The sequence below is a fragment of the Cumulibacter manganitolerans genome, assembly GCF_009602465.1.
Lineage (GTDB): Bacteria > Actinomycetota > Actinomycetes > Mycobacteriales > Antricoccaceae > Cumulibacter > Cumulibacter manganitolerans.
In genome coordinates, this window is record NZ_WBKP01000022.1 from 25,660 (window position 1) to 42,441 (window position 16,782).

At 69.5% G+C, this 16,782-nt stretch carries 11 protein-coding genes and 1 tRNA gene; 4 read left to right on the top strand and 8 right to left on the bottom strand.

Features of this window, described 5'->3' with window-relative positions; translation table 11 throughout:
* Nucleotides 1–54: 54 nt before the first annotated feature.
* Entirely contained in the window at nucleotides 55–615 is a 561-nt protein-coding gene (locus F8A92_RS09830; RefSeq protein WP_228389339.1) for a M48 metallopeptidase family protein, read from the bottom strand.
* Nucleotides 616–957: 342 nt separating this feature from the next.
* Between F8A92_RS09830 and F8A92_RS18590 the strand changes: the two genes are divergently transcribed.
* Nucleotides 958–1,110: a DUF5679 domain-containing protein gene (locus tag F8A92_RS18590; RefSeq protein ID WP_194291435.1), complete on the top strand. Its 153-nt coding sequence runs from the start codon at nucleotides 958–960 to the stop codon at nucleotides 1,108–1,110.
* Here F8A92_RS18590 and F8A92_RS09835 read toward each other — a convergent pair.
* Nucleotides 1,107–2,570 (bottom strand): zinc-dependent metalloprotease, encoded by a 1,464-nt coding sequence (locus tag F8A92_RS09835; protein WP_153504984.1) that lies wholly within the window; start codon nucleotides 2,568–2,570, stop codon nucleotides 1,107–1,109. The two genes, F8A92_RS18590 and F8A92_RS09835, sit on opposite strands and share 4 nt — an antisense overlap.
* A gap of 118 nt (nucleotides 2,571–2,688) precedes the next feature.
* Here F8A92_RS09835 and F8A92_RS09840 point away from each other — a divergent pair, with 118 nt between their 5' ends.
* The 3 genes from F8A92_RS09840 to F8A92_RS09850 all read left to right on the top strand — a co-directional run bounded on the left by F8A92_RS09840 (nucleotide 2,689) and on the right by F8A92_RS09850 (nucleotide 7,044).
* Nucleotides 2,689–3,705 (top strand): YlbL family protein, encoded by a 1,017-nt coding sequence (locus F8A92_RS09840; protein ID WP_153504985.1) that lies wholly within the window; start codon nucleotides 2,689–2,691, stop codon nucleotides 3,703–3,705.
* A 144-nt stretch (nucleotides 3,706–3,849) separates the two neighbouring features.
* Entirely contained in the window at nucleotides 3,850–6,789 is a 2,940-nt protein-coding gene (locus tag F8A92_RS09845) for a UPF0182 family membrane protein (protein ID WP_153504986.1), read from the top strand.
* 181 nt (nucleotides 6,790–6,970) lie between these two features.
* Nucleotides 6,971–7,044: transfer RNA gene (locus tag F8A92_RS09850), tRNA-Met, on the top strand.
* A gap of 174 nt (nucleotides 7,045–7,218) precedes the next feature.
* Here the strand turns inward: F8A92_RS09850 and F8A92_RS09855 are convergent.
* From F8A92_RS09855 to F8A92_RS09880, 6 genes are all read right to left on the bottom strand, one after another.
* Complete coding sequence (locus tag F8A92_RS09855) at nucleotides 7,219–10,479, bottom strand: UvrD-helicase domain-containing protein (RefSeq protein ID WP_153504987.1); 3,261 nt, start codon at nucleotides 10,477–10,479, stop codon at nucleotides 7,219–7,221.
* Nucleotides 10,476–11,585, bottom strand: a complete 1,110-nt coding sequence (locus F8A92_RS09860; RefSeq protein WP_153504988.1) for a PD-(D/E)XK nuclease family protein — start codon at nucleotides 11,583–11,585, stop codon at nucleotides 10,476–10,478. The genes F8A92_RS09855 and F8A92_RS09860 overlap by 4 nt, the downstream gene beginning before the upstream one ends.
* 192 nt (nucleotides 11,586–11,777) lie before the next feature.
* The gene (locus F8A92_RS09865; RefSeq protein ID WP_153504989.1) at nucleotides 11,778–12,743 is read right to left on the bottom strand and encodes an IS481 family transposase; all 966 of its coding nucleotides are present in this window, start codon (nucleotides 12,741–12,743) and stop codon (nucleotides 11,778–11,780) included.
* 79 nt (nucleotides 12,744–12,822) lie between these two features.
* Nucleotides 12,823–14,667, bottom strand: a complete 1,845-nt coding sequence (locus tag F8A92_RS09870; RefSeq protein WP_153504990.1) for a PD-(D/E)XK nuclease family protein — start codon at nucleotides 14,665–14,667, stop codon at nucleotides 12,823–12,825.
* A 365-nt stretch (nucleotides 14,668–15,032) separates the two neighbouring features.
* Complete coding sequence (locus F8A92_RS09875) at nucleotides 15,033–16,355, bottom strand: permease prefix domain 1-containing protein (RefSeq protein WP_228389340.1); 1,323 nt, start codon at nucleotides 16,353–16,355, stop codon at nucleotides 15,033–15,035.
* A complete protein-coding gene (locus F8A92_RS09880) occupies nucleotides 16,352–16,708 on the bottom strand; it encodes a PadR family transcriptional regulator (protein WP_153504991.1) in 357 nt (118 codons plus the stop codon). Before F8A92_RS09880 ends, F8A92_RS09875 begins: the two co-directional genes overlap by 4 nt.
* Nucleotides 16,709–16,782 lie beyond the last annotated feature (74 nt).

Genomic DNA, 16,782 nt, shown 5'->3' on the forward strand with positions numbered 1-16,782 from the left:
TGCCTCTCTCGCCGGTCGTCGTGGCAGCCTGGCACGCTTCGCACCGTCGACGAGTCAGCTGTCCACAGGCAGCCGGGCCGCGTGCGCCACCCCCTCGAGGAAGCCCTCCGCCTTGGTGGTCAGCGGGTACCGCGCGCACAGCTCGGTGAAGTCCGGGCCGTGGCCGGGGACCAGCAGGTGGGCCAGCTCGTGCACGATCACGTAGTCGATGACCCAGGACGGCATCTCCTGCAGGCGGTGCGAGAGCCGGATGGCGCCGGTGGACGGCGTGCACGAGCCCCATCGCGAGTTCTGGTTGGTCACCCACCGGATGCTGGTCGGCCGCGCGCGGTTGCCCAGATGCGCCGCGGACAGCGCTCTGGCGCGCTCCTCCAGGGCCGCGTCGCTCCGCGGCGCGGCGGCCCGCCGCCGGTGCTCCTGGGAGAGCACCCGCCCCACCATCCGGCGGGTCCATTCCTCGCGCTCGGGGGCCGCCAGCGCGGCCGGCATCAGGACGACGATCTGCTCGCCGTCGCGATACGCCTGCACGCTGCGCCTGCGGCGCGTGCTGCGCCGGATCTCGACCTGCTGCCCGTCCACGACGCGTCGCTCGGTGCCGAACCTGGTATCTGCCACGGGGGAAGGCTAGCCCGTGCCGGCGACAGGGCGCGTTGTGCACACCCGCGGCGATCGAGGCTACCGGCCGGTATCCACACCCCCGTACTTCTACGGGATTCGGGATCGCGCCAGGTCAGAGCATGCGTCCGGGCCGTCCTCGGGGGCTGTGCACAGCCGTCCACAGCGATGTCCCCAGGGCGGCGGCGGGTTGTCCGCAGGCTGTGCACAGGCTTGTCCACAGCCGGGGGACTGCGGCAGTACGCCGGAATCCAGCACGAATCTCATGCGTCGAGGGACCCGCGATGGGTATCTTTCGGGCTAACCGGCCGCGGTACGCGGCCGCCGACCGAAGGAGCACGGATGGCTGAGACGTACAACGGATACTGCGTGAAGTGCAAGGAGAAGCGCGACTTCGAAGGCGAGGTGCACACCAGCGACAGCGGTCGCCGGATGGCGAAGGGCACCTGCCCCGTGTGCGGGACGAAGATGAACCGGATCCTCGGGAAGGCCTAGGAGCCGGTACCCCGCGGCCCGGGCTCGTCGTCCCCGGGACCGTCGGCCTCCGGATCCTCGCCGGTCGGCGGCTGCGGTTCCGCGGCGTCGCCGCCCCGGGCTGCCCCGCCGTCCCACGACAGCAGCGCCTCGAAGTCGGCGTCCGTGAGGGTGGGCTCGCCGCCGGCGTGCTCCCCGGGCTCGACCGCCGGCGTCCCGAAGTCCTCGGAGGTGGGCAGCAGGTCCGGGTGCTCCCACAGCTTGTCGCGGCCGGCGATGCCCTCCGCCGCCTCGATGCGCTCCCACATGGCGGCCGCGTCGCGCAGGCGGCGGGGGCGCAGCTCCAGACCCACCAGCGTGGCGAAGGTCTGCTCCGCGGGACCGCCGGTGGCGCGCCGACGGCGCATCATCTCGCTGAGCGCGCCGGCGACCGGCAGCCGGTCGTTCGCGGCGTGGGTGACGACCCGGTCGACCCAGCCCTCGATGAGGGCCAGCAGCGTCTCGAGGGCCGCCAGCTGCTGCTTCTGCGCCTCGGTCTCCTGCGGCTCGAACACCCCGCTGGACATGATCTCCTGGATCTTCTGCGGGTTGGTCTGCAGATCCTCCGGCGAGACCTCGGACAGCGACTGCTCGATCGCGTTCTTGTCGATGCTGATGCCGGAGGCGTACGCCTCGATGGTGCTCAGCAGCTTCTTGCGCAGCCATGGCACGTGGCTGAACAGCCGGTGGTAGGCGGCCTCCCGCATGCCGAGATACAGCCGGACCTCGTCGGGGATCATGCCGAGCGAGTCGATGAGCGCGTCGACGTTCTGCCCGACGAGGACCGCGGTGCCGTCGGGGCCCAGCGGCAGCCCGATGTCGGTCGAGGTGAGCACCTCGGTCGACAGCTGCGCCAGGGCGTGGCCGACCTGACCGCCGAACATCATGCCGCCCATCCCGGCGAGCACCTTCTCGAAGCCCGGGATGGCGGGCATCCCAGGAATCTGCGCGAGGCCGCCCTCGGGCATCAGGGACGTCATCGCGCTGACCATCTTCGCGGCCACCGGGTCGCACAGCTTCGCCCACACGTCGAGGGTCTGCGAGATCCACTCGGTGCGGCTCCAGACCTCGACCCGCTTGATGCCGCTGGGGAAGGTGGTCGAGTCCTCCAGCCACAGGTCACCGATGGGGATGGCCTGCAGCGCCTGGTCGCGGGTGGTCGCGGTGCGCTTCTCGCCCGCGCGGGCGGCCTGGATCGCGGTCTGCTTGGCGAGGTCCCAGTTCACCGGTCCCGAGCTCTGGCCCTGCCCGGCGAGCATCTGCTGGATCTGCTGGATCATCGGCATCAGCGCGCTCATGTCGGCGGGCAGCTGGCCGCCGGGCAGACCCGGCATCCCGGGGAAGCCGAAACCGAACGGGTTCTGCTGAGAAGGCGACTGGTCGTCGGAGGAATCGTCGTCGTCCGGACCAGGGCCGTTGAAGCCGAAAGGTGGCTTGGTCATGCTGCCTCCAATGATGGGCGCTCTGTACGACAACGTTCTGCCGCCCGAGGGTTGTTCCCTCGCTGGGGGTGCGGCGGGCGGCGATGGGTGCGGCCGCTCGCTCGCCTAGGCTAGGGCAATGACTCGTCGGGCGCAGACCTTGCTCAGCGGGACGGTCGTGCTGGCGATCCTGGTGTGGCTGCTGGCGCTGATCCGGGTGCCGTACGTCGCGTGGGTCCCCGGTCCCACGGTCAACACGCTCGGTTCCTACGAGGGCAAACCGGTCATCGTCGTCGACGGCAAGACCCCCAACCAGACCGATGGCCACCTGAACCTGACCACGGTGGGCGTGGTCGACGACATCACGATCATCCAGGCGATCACCGGCTGGTTCTCCAGCGACACCGCGATCGTGCCGCGCGAGGTCGTGTACCCGCCGACGAAGTCGCGCGACCAGATCGACCAGGCGAACCGGGCCGACTACGTGCAGAGCGAGAGCTCGGCGATCCAGGCGGCGATGAACTATCTCGGCTACCCGAAGAAGATCATCGTCGTCCAGCCGCCGAAGGACGCCCAGATCGCGGCGGGGGACGCCCTGGAGAAGGTGGACGGCACGGCGGTGGCGACCACCGACGAGCTGGCCGCGGTGATGGCCGAGATCGCGCCCGGCACCACGATCACGGTGGACTACCTGCACGACGGGCAGCCGGTGAGCACGCAGCTCACCACGCAGCCGCCCCCGAAGGGACGCTCGGGGTCCGTCATGGGGATGACCGTCAACGTGCGCGGCTACGGCGGGTTCAGCGTGAGCTTCTCCCAGAACGACATCGGCGGTCCGTCGGCGGGGCTGATGCTCACCCTCGGCATCATCGACCTCGTCGGCCCCAGCCCGATCGTGGGCGGGGAGTTCATCGCCGGGACGGGCACCATCGACTCCGGCGGCAAGGTGGGTCCGATCGGCGGCATCCGCTTCAAGCTGATGAAGGCGACCGAGGTGGGCGCGAAGCTGTTCCTCACCCCCGCCGAGAACTGCGCCGAGGCCATGACGGACCCGCCCGCGGGCGCCCCGGTGCTCGCCAAGGTCGAGAAACTGCAGGACGCGATCGACGCGATCGCGGGCTTCCGCGCCGGGAAGAAGATCGCGACGTGCTCGTGACGAGCGGCGCCGGCGGCCAGGTGGCCGGAGGTGCGGAGGCCTCATAGGCTGCTCATGACAGGAACCACACGCGGGCACCGGGCGTTGGGGAAGCAGTGCGCGGCCGGTCATGCCGGCCGCCGACGAAAATAGGAGCGTGCAAGGGTGGCAGTTCGACCGCCGGCCCCGGGGACCTGGGGACTGAGCAAGCGGGCGCGAGTGCTGCTCACCATCGCGGCCGTGATCGCGGTGCTCGCGATCCTCGGCAGCCTGGTGGCCAAGCTGCTGGTGCGGTACTGGTGGTTCCAGGAGACGGGCTACACGTCGGTCTTCTGGACGACCTGGCGCACCCGCGCGGTGCTGTTCCTGGTCTTCGGCGTCCTCGCTGCGGTCGTGATCGGCCTGAACGCCTATCTCGCCTACCGGTTGCGCCCGGCGTTCCGGCCGCTCACCGCGGAGCAGCAGAACCTCGAGCAGTACCGCCGGGCCATCGAGCCGCGCGGCCGTCTCGCGCTGATCGGGCTGTCGCTGGCGGCGTTCCTGATCGGCGGGTACGCCGCGCAGTCGCAGTGGCGCTCGTACCTGCTGTGGTCCAACGCGACGCCGTTCGGGCGGACCGATCCGCAGTTCGGGCTGGACGTCTCCTTCTACACCTTCGAGCTGCCGTTCTGGCGGTTCGCCCTGAGCTTCCTGATGGTGGTCGTCGCGCTCGGTCTGCTGGTCGCCGCGGGCATCCACTACCTGTACGGCGGCATCCGGCTCAACACGCCGGGGGAGCGGTTCGCGACCGGCGCGCTGGCGCACCTGGCCGTGCTGCTCGGCGTGTTCGTGCTGCTCAAGGCGCTGGGCTACTGGCTCGACCGGTATGACCTGATGTTCTCCACGCGCGGCAAGAACTTCTACGGCGCGGCGGCGGCCGACGTGAACGCGATGCTGCCGGCGAAGTCGATCCTGGCCGTGGTCGCGATCATCTGCGCGCTCGCGTTCTTCGCGACGATCCTGATGAAGAACTTCGCCGTGCCCGCCATGGCGCTCGCGCTGATGGTGGTGGCCTCCCTCGCCATCGGCATGGCCTACCCGGCGATCTACAACCGGTTCGTCGTCCTGCCGAACGCCAACGTGAAGGAGGCGCCGTACATCGAGCGGGCGATGGACGCGACGCTGGCGGCGTACGGCCTGAACAACGTCGACTACCAGTCCTATCCGGCCAAGTCGACCGCCGAGCCGTCGGAGATCCGCTCGGACGCCGGCACCATCCCGCACCTGCGGCTGCTGGACCCGAACGTGATCAGCGAGGTCGTGCAGCAGAACGAGCAGGTCGTGCGGGTGTACTCTTTCGCCAGCAAGCTCGACATCGACCGGTACACGGTCGAAGGCAAGAGCGAGGAGTACGTCGTCGCGGTCCGCGAGCTCGACCCGTCGAAGTTCAGCGAGGCCCAGCAGAACTGGATCAACCTGCACACGTACTACACCCACGGCTACGGGTTCATCGCGGCGCCGGCCAACGAGGTCGACGACAAGGGCATGCCGAAGTTCGTGAACTCCGGCTTCGACGGCGGCCTGATCCCCGTCAAGCAGCCGCGGATCTACTACGGCGAGCTCAACGACGAGTACTCCATCGTCGGCAGCGCCGACGGCAAGGACCGCGAGTACGACCGGCCCGAGAGCGACGACGGCCAGAACAAGGGTGAGAAGAAGACGACGTACGACGGCAAGGGCGGCGTCCCCGTCAACAGCTTCTTCCGCAAGGCCGTGTTCGCGATCAACTACGCCGAGGGCAACTTCATCCTCAACAGCAGCATCGGCGACAGCTCGAAGGTGATCTACAACCGCACCCCGCGGGAGCGCGTCGAGTCGGTGGCGCCGTTCATCACCGCCGACGGCGACCCCTATCCCGCGGTCGTCGACGGCCGGATCGTGTGGATCGTCGACGGCTACACGACCAGCGACGGTTACCCGTACGCCGCGCAGACGAGCCTGCGCGACACCACGGCCGACGCGCAGACCGGCACCGGCACCGCGGCGCTCCCGGACGAGCAGGTCAACTACGTGCGGAACTCCGTGAAGGCGACGGTCGACGCGTACGACGGCACGGTGACGCTGTACGAGTGGGACAAGAAGGACCCCGTGCTGAAGACCTGGGAGAAGGCCTACCCGGGCCTGATCAAGCCCAAGGCGGACATCTCCAAGGAGCTGCAGTCGCACTTCCGGTACCCCGAGGACATGTTCAAGCTCCAGCGACAGCTGCTCACGCAGTATCACGTGACCGACACCAGCAAGTTCTACAGTGAGGACAGCTTCTGGAAGGTAGCGGCCGATCCGACCGGGGGAGCCGGTGACCAGCCGGCGTACTACGTACGCTCCCAGCTGCCCGGCGAGCCGGACTCGACGTTCAAGATCACGTCGCCGCTGACCGCGCAGAACAAGGACAACATCACGGCCTACATGTCGGCGGAGAGCGACCCCGAGAACTACGGCAAGATCACCGTGCTGACGATGCCGCCGTCGGAGAACACGTTCGGACCCAAGCAGGTGCAGAACCAGTTCACCAACGACGAGGAGATCAAGACCAAGCTCAACCTGCTGCGCCAGGGCGGCAATCCGGACGCGGTCGAGTTCGGCAACCTGCTGACCGTCCCCATCGCCGGCGGGCTGCTGTACGTGGAGCCGGTGTACGTGCGGTCGTCGTACCCGACGCTGCAGTTCGTGCTGCTGCAGTACGGCGGCAAGCTCGCGTGGGCACCGACGATCAAGGAGGGCCTCGACAAGCTCTTCGGCGCCGGGGCGGGCGACAATGCGCAGAACACCGCCAACCAGGAGGCGGCGACCGGCGGAACGACGGAAGGCTCGACCGGCGGATCCAACGGCGGGTCGAGCAACGGCTCCGGTTCGACCGGACAGTCGTCGGCGCAGCAGAAGATCGCCGACGCGAACTCCCAGCTGCAGGCGGCCATCACCGCCTACGAGAACGCGGCGAAGAACGGCGACTATGCCGCGATGGGTGCCGCTCAGCAGCAGATCATCGACGCGGGCAAGGCGCTGGACGCCGCGGTCAAGGAGGAGCAGGCCGGCCAGTCCGCCGCCCCGACCTCCGGCGGCAACTAGCCGCAGACGGCGTCGAGCCCCAGGGTGTGCGCGCCCCTTCCACGGTCGTCGAGCGAGCCGGAGCGCCAGCGGAGGCGACGTCGAGACGCCGTACGCCGCGGGCCTCGTCCCCGGCCACAAGGTGACGTCGCACACCCTCGGTTGCACGGATGGGGCGACTGGCGTAACATATTCAGAGCAGCGCGGGGTGGAGCAGCTCGGTAGCTCGCTGGGCTCATAACCCAGAGGTCGCAGGTTCAAATCCTGTCCCCGCTACTGATATCAGGTCCGGGATCTTCGGATCCCGGGCCTGAAGCCTTTCTTCGGACGGCGCTCTCCGGAACACAAGCTGACTGGGCGAGCCCTTGGTGGCTCCTATACCTGCGCCGGCACTACCTGCACCGGCACGCGGAGCGCACTTTCAGTGACGGGAGAAGCGGCCCAGCGACCTCACGAGCCTGCGTCCTGTGCGTTCAGAAAGAGCAGCCTTCCCTCGCTCGCAACGTGTGCGCCGACTTCCAGTGCTTCGTGATAGGCACGCAGCTGAGGTGCGTAGTAGGCCTGTCTCGCAGGTATGGCAGCAAGCGGAATGCGGTCGGTCTTGTAGTCCACGACGACCAGCGTGCCGTCATCCTCCCGGTAGATCAGGTCGATGAAGCCCTCGAGCACGATTCCGTCGTCGTCCACCATGCCGACGTACGACTCGCGCCAGTGCGGGCGCGCAGCGGCACGTCGTACGACGTCGGAATCGAGCGCCGACTGGACCAGCGCTCGGACGCTGTCGGCGTGGTCGACGACACCTTCCGCAAGGCACTGCGACGCCACCGCATCGTCGAGTCCCTCGCCCGTCGCGAGGTCGACGATCTGCAGTACGCCGTGAACGGCACGGCCGATGGCGTCGCCGTAGCGGCCCTTCCTCCACGGTGGCAGCTCCACGTCGCGTGCGCCCTTGTGCTCGCCGGCGATGACGACCTGGTTCTCGTCGAGCACTACCTCGGGGTCCGTCCCCTCGAGGCCCGAGGCACTTCGAGAAGGCGCAAGGCGTGTGGTGTCTCGCACCGATTGGAGGCGCGCGAGCCAGGTCTCGAAGTCCGGAGGAGGGGCTGTCGGTGCGGTGGCGCCTGTCGGCGCTCCGGTGGCCTCGGAGGGTGCTTCTGCCAGGTCGTCGAGCCTGACCGCGCCTGCAGCCGAGGCTCCTCCGGCCTCGGCGATCAGCCCGGCGTTGGTTGTCGCGTCGCCCTTGGTCTGCCCGCGGTGCAGCGACACCACGAGGTGGTCCCGGGCACGCGTGGCGGCGACGTACAACAGCCGGCGGCGCTCGTACGCGTCCATCTGCTCGTCGAGCGGCTGCACGTCCTTGAAGTCGTTGGTCTGCACCGTCTTGGTCAGCTTGACGGCGTACCCATCCGGCTTCCACAGCAGCTGCACGCCGTTGGGATTGCGCGGCTGTGACGTCATGCCCGACAGCACGACCATGGGGAACTCCAGACCCTTGGCGCCGTGGATGGTCATGATGCGTACGGCGTCCACGTCGGTCTCGGGGAGGATCGCCTCCGCGACTCGCGAGGACTCCTCGCCCTGCTTCGCGGCCCAGACCAGGTACGAGCGCAAGCCGCCGTGCTCGACCTCGGACCAGGCGCGCGCCTGGTCGGCCACGAACCGCAGCCGGCGCCACTGGTCACGAACGCGCGGGCCGTCGACCGCCACCTCGAACATGCGTCGCTCGGCGATCAGGGCGCCGAGGACCTCGCTCGGCGTCATCCACCGGGAGCGGTAGAACAGGCGCCGCAGATACTCGATCGCCTGCCCGACCGGGTGCGATCGGCGCTCCTCGTCGATCGGAGCGAGGATGTTGAACCGGCCGCCGCCGTGCTTCCACGTCCACAGATCGTCGTCACCGCAGCCGAACAACGCGGATCGGAGCGCCATGACACACGCGAACTGGTCGCCCGGGTCGGCGACGGCGCGCGCGGCGAGCAGCAGGTCGTGCACCTCGGACGCCTGGTAGACGAGCGAGCTGGACTCGGCGCGATAGGAGATCCCGGCAGCGTCGAGCGCCTCCTCGAGCTGGTCCAACGAGGTGCGTGCCGGGATGAGGATGGCGATGTCTCCCAGCCGCAGCGGTCGCCACTCCTTCGTCTGTGCGTCGTGGACGGTCCACCCCTCTGCGTGCGCCTTCCGGATGACGGCAGCGACGTCTGCCGCCTCTTCCGTCCGGAGCAGGTCGGCGTTGCCCTGCGCCTGGTAGTCGTGCGCGTCGGCGCCGAGTACAGCGACCGCGGGCCCATCGCCGGTCTCGAAGACGTCACTGTCGAGCGGCTCGTAAGGGGGCTGGGCGTCGGGGACGTAGTCGATCAGGTGGTCGAAGACGTCGTTGACCCACCGCAGGATCGGGTCTGCCGCCCGGAAGTTCGTGGTGAGCTTGACCTGCGCGGCCTGGCCGAACCACTTCTGCACACCGAGATAGACCGCGATGTTCGCGCGCCGGAAGCGGTAGATCGACTGCTTCGGATCACCGACCACGAACAGCGACCCCTCCGGGACCTCGATGTCCCGCCAGTCCGGCGCGTCGGCGTCGCGGCCTCCGGCAATCCGCACGGCCAGCTCGATCTGGATGGGGTCGGTGTCTTGGAACTCGTCGAGCAGCAGCAGCGGGAACTGCTGCTGGAGCGCCTCGCGAACGTCGCGGTTCTCCCGGAGCAGCTCGCGTGCCAGGACGAGCAGGTCGTGGAACTCCAGCCGTCCCTCGGCCGCGCGTTTCCGTGCAGCGCGTACGACGCGCTCGGCGATCCAGTATGCGAGCGGGCGCAGCGTGGCTTCCGTGAACTCGGCCGCCGCCTGCGTGGCGCGCGATTGAAGGCCCCTGCAGGCGGTCTTGACGTCGTCCAGGTCGCGCCAATTGGCCCTACGCCCATAGAGGAACTTCAACGTGCTGGCAGCGAGCAGGGCGGCGTAGGTCTCACGGTCGTCTGCGGCAGCCGTCAGCCGCTCGCCCCACTTGCCGAGCTCGGCGAGGTTGGGCAGGAACTTGTCGTCGTCGTCTCGACACTCAGCCGCCCGCGCGGCGAGCCGTGCCGCCTCCTCCGCCAGGTGTACGACGTCCGGTGGGCGGAGCGCGGGCGGCCCACCGGGAAGCACCCGGTCCTCGATCAGATCCCAGTCGGCGCCGAAAGCCCGCGTCACCGAGCGCAAATGATCGAGCTTGACGCCGGCGGACAGCGCGAGGGCCACCTTATCGGCCATGTCGGGGTCGTCGAGCAGCTCGCGCTGCAGCACCGACCAGCGCTCCTCGAAGGCGACCGACGAGGCCACCTCGTCGAGTACCTCGAGCAGCGGCGGGAGACCGGCCTCGATCGGGTGCAGCGTGAGGATCCGCTGGGCGAAGGAGTGGAGGGTACCGATCGCCGCGGAGTCCAGGTCCTCGAGCGCCTCCGCCGCACGCCGGCGCTCGGGCTCCGACGTGTCCTTGTTTCGCCAGACGGCCTCGAACTCGCCGCGAAGCCGGTCGCGCAGCTCGGCGCCCGCCTTCTCCGTGAAGGTGACGGCGGCAATGTTCGCCAGCCGGACGCCGTCGCGAAGGGCCAGCGTCCGCACGCGGTTCACCAGGGATCTCGTCTTCCCGGAGCCGGCACCGGCGTCCACGAAGAGGTTTTCGTTGGTTTCGCAAGCGATGCGCCGGCGCGCGGCGTCGTCGGCGAGGCTCCGGTTCACTCGGTATCACCGGCCAGGGCGTCGGGGTCGACGAGCGCGATGAGCGGCTCGAGGACAGGTGCGGTTCGCTTGCGGACGTAGCGCAATCGGGCCTCCTCGTGGCCGATCCCGTCGGGAGTGCAGTACGGGCAGTCGACGTACCCGTAGCCGGGCTTCTCGCTCGGCTTGCCGACGAACATCCCGCGCGCGATCGAAGTGACCAAGGTCGACAACGTCGCGGCGTACTGTCGCTCGAGCCCGGCGTCGAGCACGACAGGGATCCGCCTGCCGGCATCGCCGCGGCGGACGAACCAGTACTGCGCCTCCACGGCGTCGCCATGGAACTCCCTGCGCGCGGCGTAGGCGTAGACCGGGAGCTGCAGCTTCGTGCCCGCCACCACGGGGTCGTCCTTGAGTGGCCTGAACTTGTCGGCTCGTCCGGACTTGATGTCGGTGACGAGCAGCGTGCCGTCGAGGGCCTGGTCGACCTTGTCCGCGCTGCCGCGCATCAGGACCTCGCCTCCGTCGATGGGCACGGTGACTGGGGGCGCGCCCTTCATGCCGAAGATCAGCTCACTGCCGAGGACGGCGGCCCGGCGCTCGGCTCGCCAGGCGTCGTCGTCGGCGAGCATGCGCTCGAGGTCCACGAGGATCTGGGCGCGATCGGCCTGCCACAGCCGCGGGTGTCCGGTGACGCCTCGTCTGGTGAACTCCTCGGCCTTCTCGAGCGCGATCTCGCGCAGCCGCCGGTGATGATCGATGCTCCACGGTTCGCCGTACGTCGGGAGCGTGCCGTCACGCTCGGCTTCCGTGATGAGCGCGTCCATCGCCTCGTGGATCAGCGTGCCGATGTCCACTGCCCGGATCTGGATGATCTCCTCGGGGTCCTGCAGCGGCTCCACCCGGAGCAGCCGTTCGACGAAGTAGCGCTGCGGACACGTCGCGAACGCCTCCAGGGCGGTGGGGGAGACGACCAGCTTCCCGGCGGCGTAGTCGGGAAGCCCGGAGACGTTGCCCAGGTTGCCGTCGAAGCGCGTGAACTCCATCGATTCCCGGGCCTGGATCAGGACGCGAGCGGCCGCGACGGCATCCTCGGCGAGGTCCACACCGCTGCAGGCGGCCCGCACCCGCCACTCCTGCTCGGACGCCGGCCGGTCGGTGCGGCGCAGGGTGTCGGCGAAGGACTCGCTGCTGATGAGCAGGTCGGTCGTGTCGCGGGAGTGCTCGGAGGCCTGGTCCCACTCCGTCGCGGCCAGGTCGCGGTTGCCGGTGATCTCGCGCAGGGTGGGCAGTAGAAAGCGGCTAGGTGTACCCGGCCATCAGGTTGGTAGCAGTCGGCTGATCGGCGGGTTGCCTCCGAGTGCGCTGTGGCGGCGTTCAGTGTTGTAGTACTCCAGCCACGGCGCAAGGGCAGCGGCGCGCTGGTCGTTGGTGGTAAAGGCCTGCCGATAGGCCCACTCGGTGGCCAGGGTGCGGTTGAGGCGCTCGACCTTGCCGTTCTGCCAGGGGCAGTGCGGCTTGATGAACCTCTGGACGATGCCGTGCTCAGCACACACGGCGCGCAGCGACCAGCGGTAGGCCCATGCGTTGTCGGTCATCAGCCGCTCGATCCGCGTGATGCCGTGAACCGCGAAGTACGCGATCGCCCGCTGAAGGAACGCGGCGCAGGTCGTGCCCTTCTCATCGGGCAAGACCTCGCTGTAAGCCAGCCGGGAGTGGTCATCGACTAGTGAGTGCACGTACTCGAACCCGACCTTCATCGAGCGGTCGCGTTGGATGGAACCGGACCCTCGGCCCAGAGCACGCCAGCCACCGCCATCAGGGATGCGGCCGATCTTCTTGACGTCCATGTGCACCAGCTCGCCCGGCCGCTCGCGCTCGTAGCGCACCGCGGCCTGTTTCGAGGACCGGATGAGCTCACCGGTCATCGGATCGCACTCGCGCAGATAGGGCACCCGGTGGCGGCGCAGGATCCGAGACACCGTCCGGGCCGGCACACCCACCTTCGGGCCCAGCACGTCGGGCCCCTCCCGGTGCTGGGTGCGGGCGGCCAGGACCTTCCTCTCGATGTCGTCACTGGTCTTGGTGGGCACTGTGTGGGGGCGCGAGGACCGCGTCACCAACCCGTCCTCACCTTCAGCGGCGTACCGGTCGATCCAGGTCCGCACGCACTTGCGCGACACGCCCATTGCGGCAGCGATATGGGCTTGAGGCCAGCCGGCTTGATGACGCTGAACGATCAGGCGGCGACCATGAACGGTCAGCCGGGCACTACCGTGGGACACGAGAACCTCCGGGTGAGAGTGGGCCTTAGACAAGCCACATCCCACACGGAGGTTCTCGCTCGTTCAAGCAGGCACGCTGCTACCAACGTCCTGGCCGGGTACAGCTAGGCAGGCGCTCGGTGCTCCGGCGCAAGTCGCCGCGGGGGAAGCTGGCGGTGACGCGCGGCGCGCTGGAGAAGGCGGCGAGCAGGTGGCGCTGCTTGGCGTCGAGCCGGTCGCGGATCTCCTCGAGCTCGCCCTCCGTGGCGCTGCGGAGGCGCTCGTTGAGCAAAGCGTCCTCGTGCAACCGGCCGGGGAACCCGTCCTCGGCGAGGCCGACGACGAAGGCCGCGTCGAGGTCCAGGCCGAGCGCTGCCGAGATCGGGCCGACGAAGACCCCTTCGCCGAACCGGCCGACGCGGGGCAGCGCGGACTCGAGCTCGAGGACGAGCACGCCGACCAGCTGGCTCAGGCTCGTGGTCGACTCGAATGCCGCGAGACCCGCGAGCCCCTGGACCGTTCTCTCGATGACCGCGGCGGCGTACTGCTCCTCGAGGGGCAGCCTGGTCAGCTCGGCCGGCGTGCCGTAGAGGTCGTGGAAGAGGCCGAGCGCCCAGGCGCTGAGGTCCGGCCAGGAGGTGCGGCTCAGACCCTCGTCGAGACGGGCCTGGAGCCGGGTCACGAAACCCGCGAGGGCGCGGGCGGAGTCGATTTCCCGCTGGGCGGCCTCCGTGCGCGAGAGGGACGGGTCCTCCGAGCTGGCCTGCTCGTCGATCACCGCCTGCTCGTGGGCGATGTAGAGCTCGAGCTTGGGGAGCCAGTCCTGCCCGCCGACGACCCCGGCGGCCCGCGACGCGCGCTCCCACCGGGCGACCTTGACGGTGCCACCGTCGAGATCACGGGTGGGCGCTTCCGCGAGCGCGGTGAAAGTCGCACCGCGTGGGAGTCCGGTGCTCGCCAGTTCCAGCATCCCGAGGAAGCCGCGCGCGATGGCACGCTCGTGCACGGCGCGAGTGGCAGGGCCGTTGACGAGCAGGCCTGCGGCGCCGAGGTGCTCGTGCAGGAGGCGGGCGTAGGGCTGTGCGGCGCCGTAGAGCACGGCTACCCGGTGGGCGGGGGCGCCGTCCGCGAGGGCGGACACCACCTCGCGGACGACGCAGCGAACCTCGTCGTCCGAGTCGGAGGCGTGGAGGACCCGGGTTGCGATCGGGGGCTTGGTCATCTCGTCCGGAGCTTCGGCGCCGAGACGAGTGAGCGTGCGCCGCACCGCCTTGTCGGCACGCTGCACGCCCGTCGTCCCAGCAATGACGGTCAGCCGTTCGTGCCCGAGCGCTCGGGCGAAGGCGGCTTCTGCCTGGCTGAGGGCCTCAGGGATGTAGAGGACGATCTCGCCCTGCTCGTGAAGCCGGCCCGGCTCCCTTTCGACGAGCTCCGCTGCGGCAAGCAGGAGATCGGTCGCGTCGTACCAGCTCTCGGCCAGCCGGCTGGTGACCGACTCGTGCAGTCGGAGCAGGTCCGGGCTGAGCGTGGTCGATGCCCGTGCGCGGTCCCGTGCCTCTGGCGACACGTCGCGCAGTTCCCGGTGGGCGTTCGCCAGGGCGCGAACCGTTGCGGGGTGGTCCTTGACCTTCTCGAAGCAGCCGGGGTCGGCGTCGAGAGCGGCTCGCCAGGCGGACGCGGTGATCGCGCTGGTCGCTGGGCGGCGAGGGTGAAGAGCCGGGCTGGCGATCTGTTCCGCGAGCCGTGGCAGAGTACTGAGGTAGAGGCCCGCCACGCCATTGCGGCGGCCGTCGAGGCCGTGGGCGAGGTAGCGGCGAGCGACGATTCCGGCGATGTTGTTGGGCACCAGAACGGTGACCGGCCCCATGGGGTCGTCGCGCTTGGCCTCGCTGACGACGCTGCGCAGCGCGTCGAGGGCAGACCGCCCGTACGGTGTGACGATCACGCGCGCACCCATGTATCCCCCTGACCGCTGTCCTGGGAATCACCGTAGCCAGCGCCACCGACGAAAGCAGCCGGAGCCATCGACCAAGGACCGGGCGGCGCTACCAGATTCGTCGCGGCGACCCGCCGGCCGGGCTCGTGCGTGCTGTCGTGCGAGGCGATTCGGATCCCCGTGCTCGACGGAAGATTCCACCCACGTGGACTTGACCTCATCCCCGGCTCCCGGCGGGAGGACGGCGGTGGTCTCCGAAAACGACGCGAATCCGGGCCGCAGGACATCCGGGGTGCCCAGACGCCGGGAAGGTCGACGTCTTCCGGACCGGGCGAGGTCGCGGTGGCGCCCGGGCCGCGGCGTCCCGCTACCGCTCAGACGAAGCCGAAGACGGGCGGGACGACCACCATGACGAGCGCGGCCCAGGCGGCGTAGACCGGCAGGTAGTCGGTCTGCCACCGCTCGATCGTGGCGAACGGTCGAGTCCCGCGCAGGAATCCGCCGCACAGCCACGCCGACCGTACGAGGTTGACCAGCACGACGACGTTGAGGCCCAGCGCGGATACCTTGTTGGCACTCAAGCCGAACTCGGCGATCCGCGAGACCATCGAGGTCAGCACGATCGCATCGACGATCAGTGCCCCGATGAGCAGGGCGAGCAGGATCCAGTCGAACGTCCCAGGCGCCGCGAGCGGCTCGCGGGCGGAGACGGCGTACAGCCACAGGCCGAGCACCAGGACCAGCAGCAGTGCCATCACGACGAGCAGGTCGCGATTGGCGTCCAGGCGAGCCGCGTTTACCGCGAACGCCACGATCACCGCGCCGAGCAGCAGCACCGTCAGCGGGCTGAACACCCGGGTCAGCACCGGCGCCATGTTCTCGATGACGGACTGCTTGGCCTCGACGAGCCACGCCGCGACGATCGTGGCGCCGGCGGCGCCCATCGGCACGATCCAGCTGCCGAGCGCCGTCGCCGGGTCGACGTCGACCGCATTGAAGACCCCGGCTGCCAGTCCGACCAGCACGCCACCGCCGAGCGCGAGCAGCGCCAGATAGATCACCCACTCGCCGGTGAACCGGATGAAGTCCATCCGTCTCCGGGCCGGCCGCCACTCGCCACCGGCGTACGCGACGCCGACGACGAACCACATCACGACAGCGCCGTGGGCCGCGGCGATGCCCCTGGTGACGCCGGCGTCCGCGAAGGGGTAGAGGTTCAGCAGCAGCGCCGTGCTCGCCGCTGCGCCGCCCACCGCGACCCACGCGGTGGGCGACAGGCGTCGGGTCCACGCGAGATAGCAGACCAGCGGCGCGAGGGCGAGCGGCGCGTTCGCGACGGCGCGGTCCTGGCCGAGGACCGCGATTCCGGCTCGGACGACGACCGCGGCCGCCACCGCGAACGCCAGCATCGCCGGTATGCCGCGGCGGTGAGCCCGCGCGGCGGTGCCAGGTGTGACGAGCTGCTTCCACAGCCGTTCGGAGTGCTCCTGGGCGAACTCGCGGGAAATGGCGTCGTGCGCGCCCATGCGCTTGACGGAGACGAGGAACGCCTCGTCCGGGCTCAGCCCGGCGTCGTTGAGGGCGTCGATCTGGTCGCGCAGATGGCCTTCCATCTCCTCGGCGTCGTCGTCGGTGATCGCCGGATGGCGCGCGAGAAACCTCCGCCACTGCTCGATCTGCGCCTCGACGTCCATCATGCGACCCCGGGCGCGGAGACGAAGCGTGCTTGTCGCCAGACCTTGTCCAGCGCGTCGCTGACGACGACCCACTGGGCGCGGCGCTCGGCGAGCGACTCCCGCCCGAGGTCGGTCAGCGCGTAGACCTTGCGGCGCCGTCCCTGCTCGGAGGTGGTCCACGATGCGGTGATGTTCCCGAGCCGCTCGAGCCGGTGTAGCAGGGGGTACAGCATGCCGTCGGTCCAGTCGATCCGGCCGCCCGACAGCTCGGCGACCTGCTGCAGTATCGCGTAGCCGTACGACTCGCCCTCGGCCAGGATGCCCAGGACCAGAGGGGTGGCCGACGCGGCGACCAGCTCTTTGTCGAAGTGCATGAGATGTCCTCGGGTTGCCCAGCAGCGCACCACCACCATACCTCGCGGTGCTAGGTATACGGAGTGGGTGATGT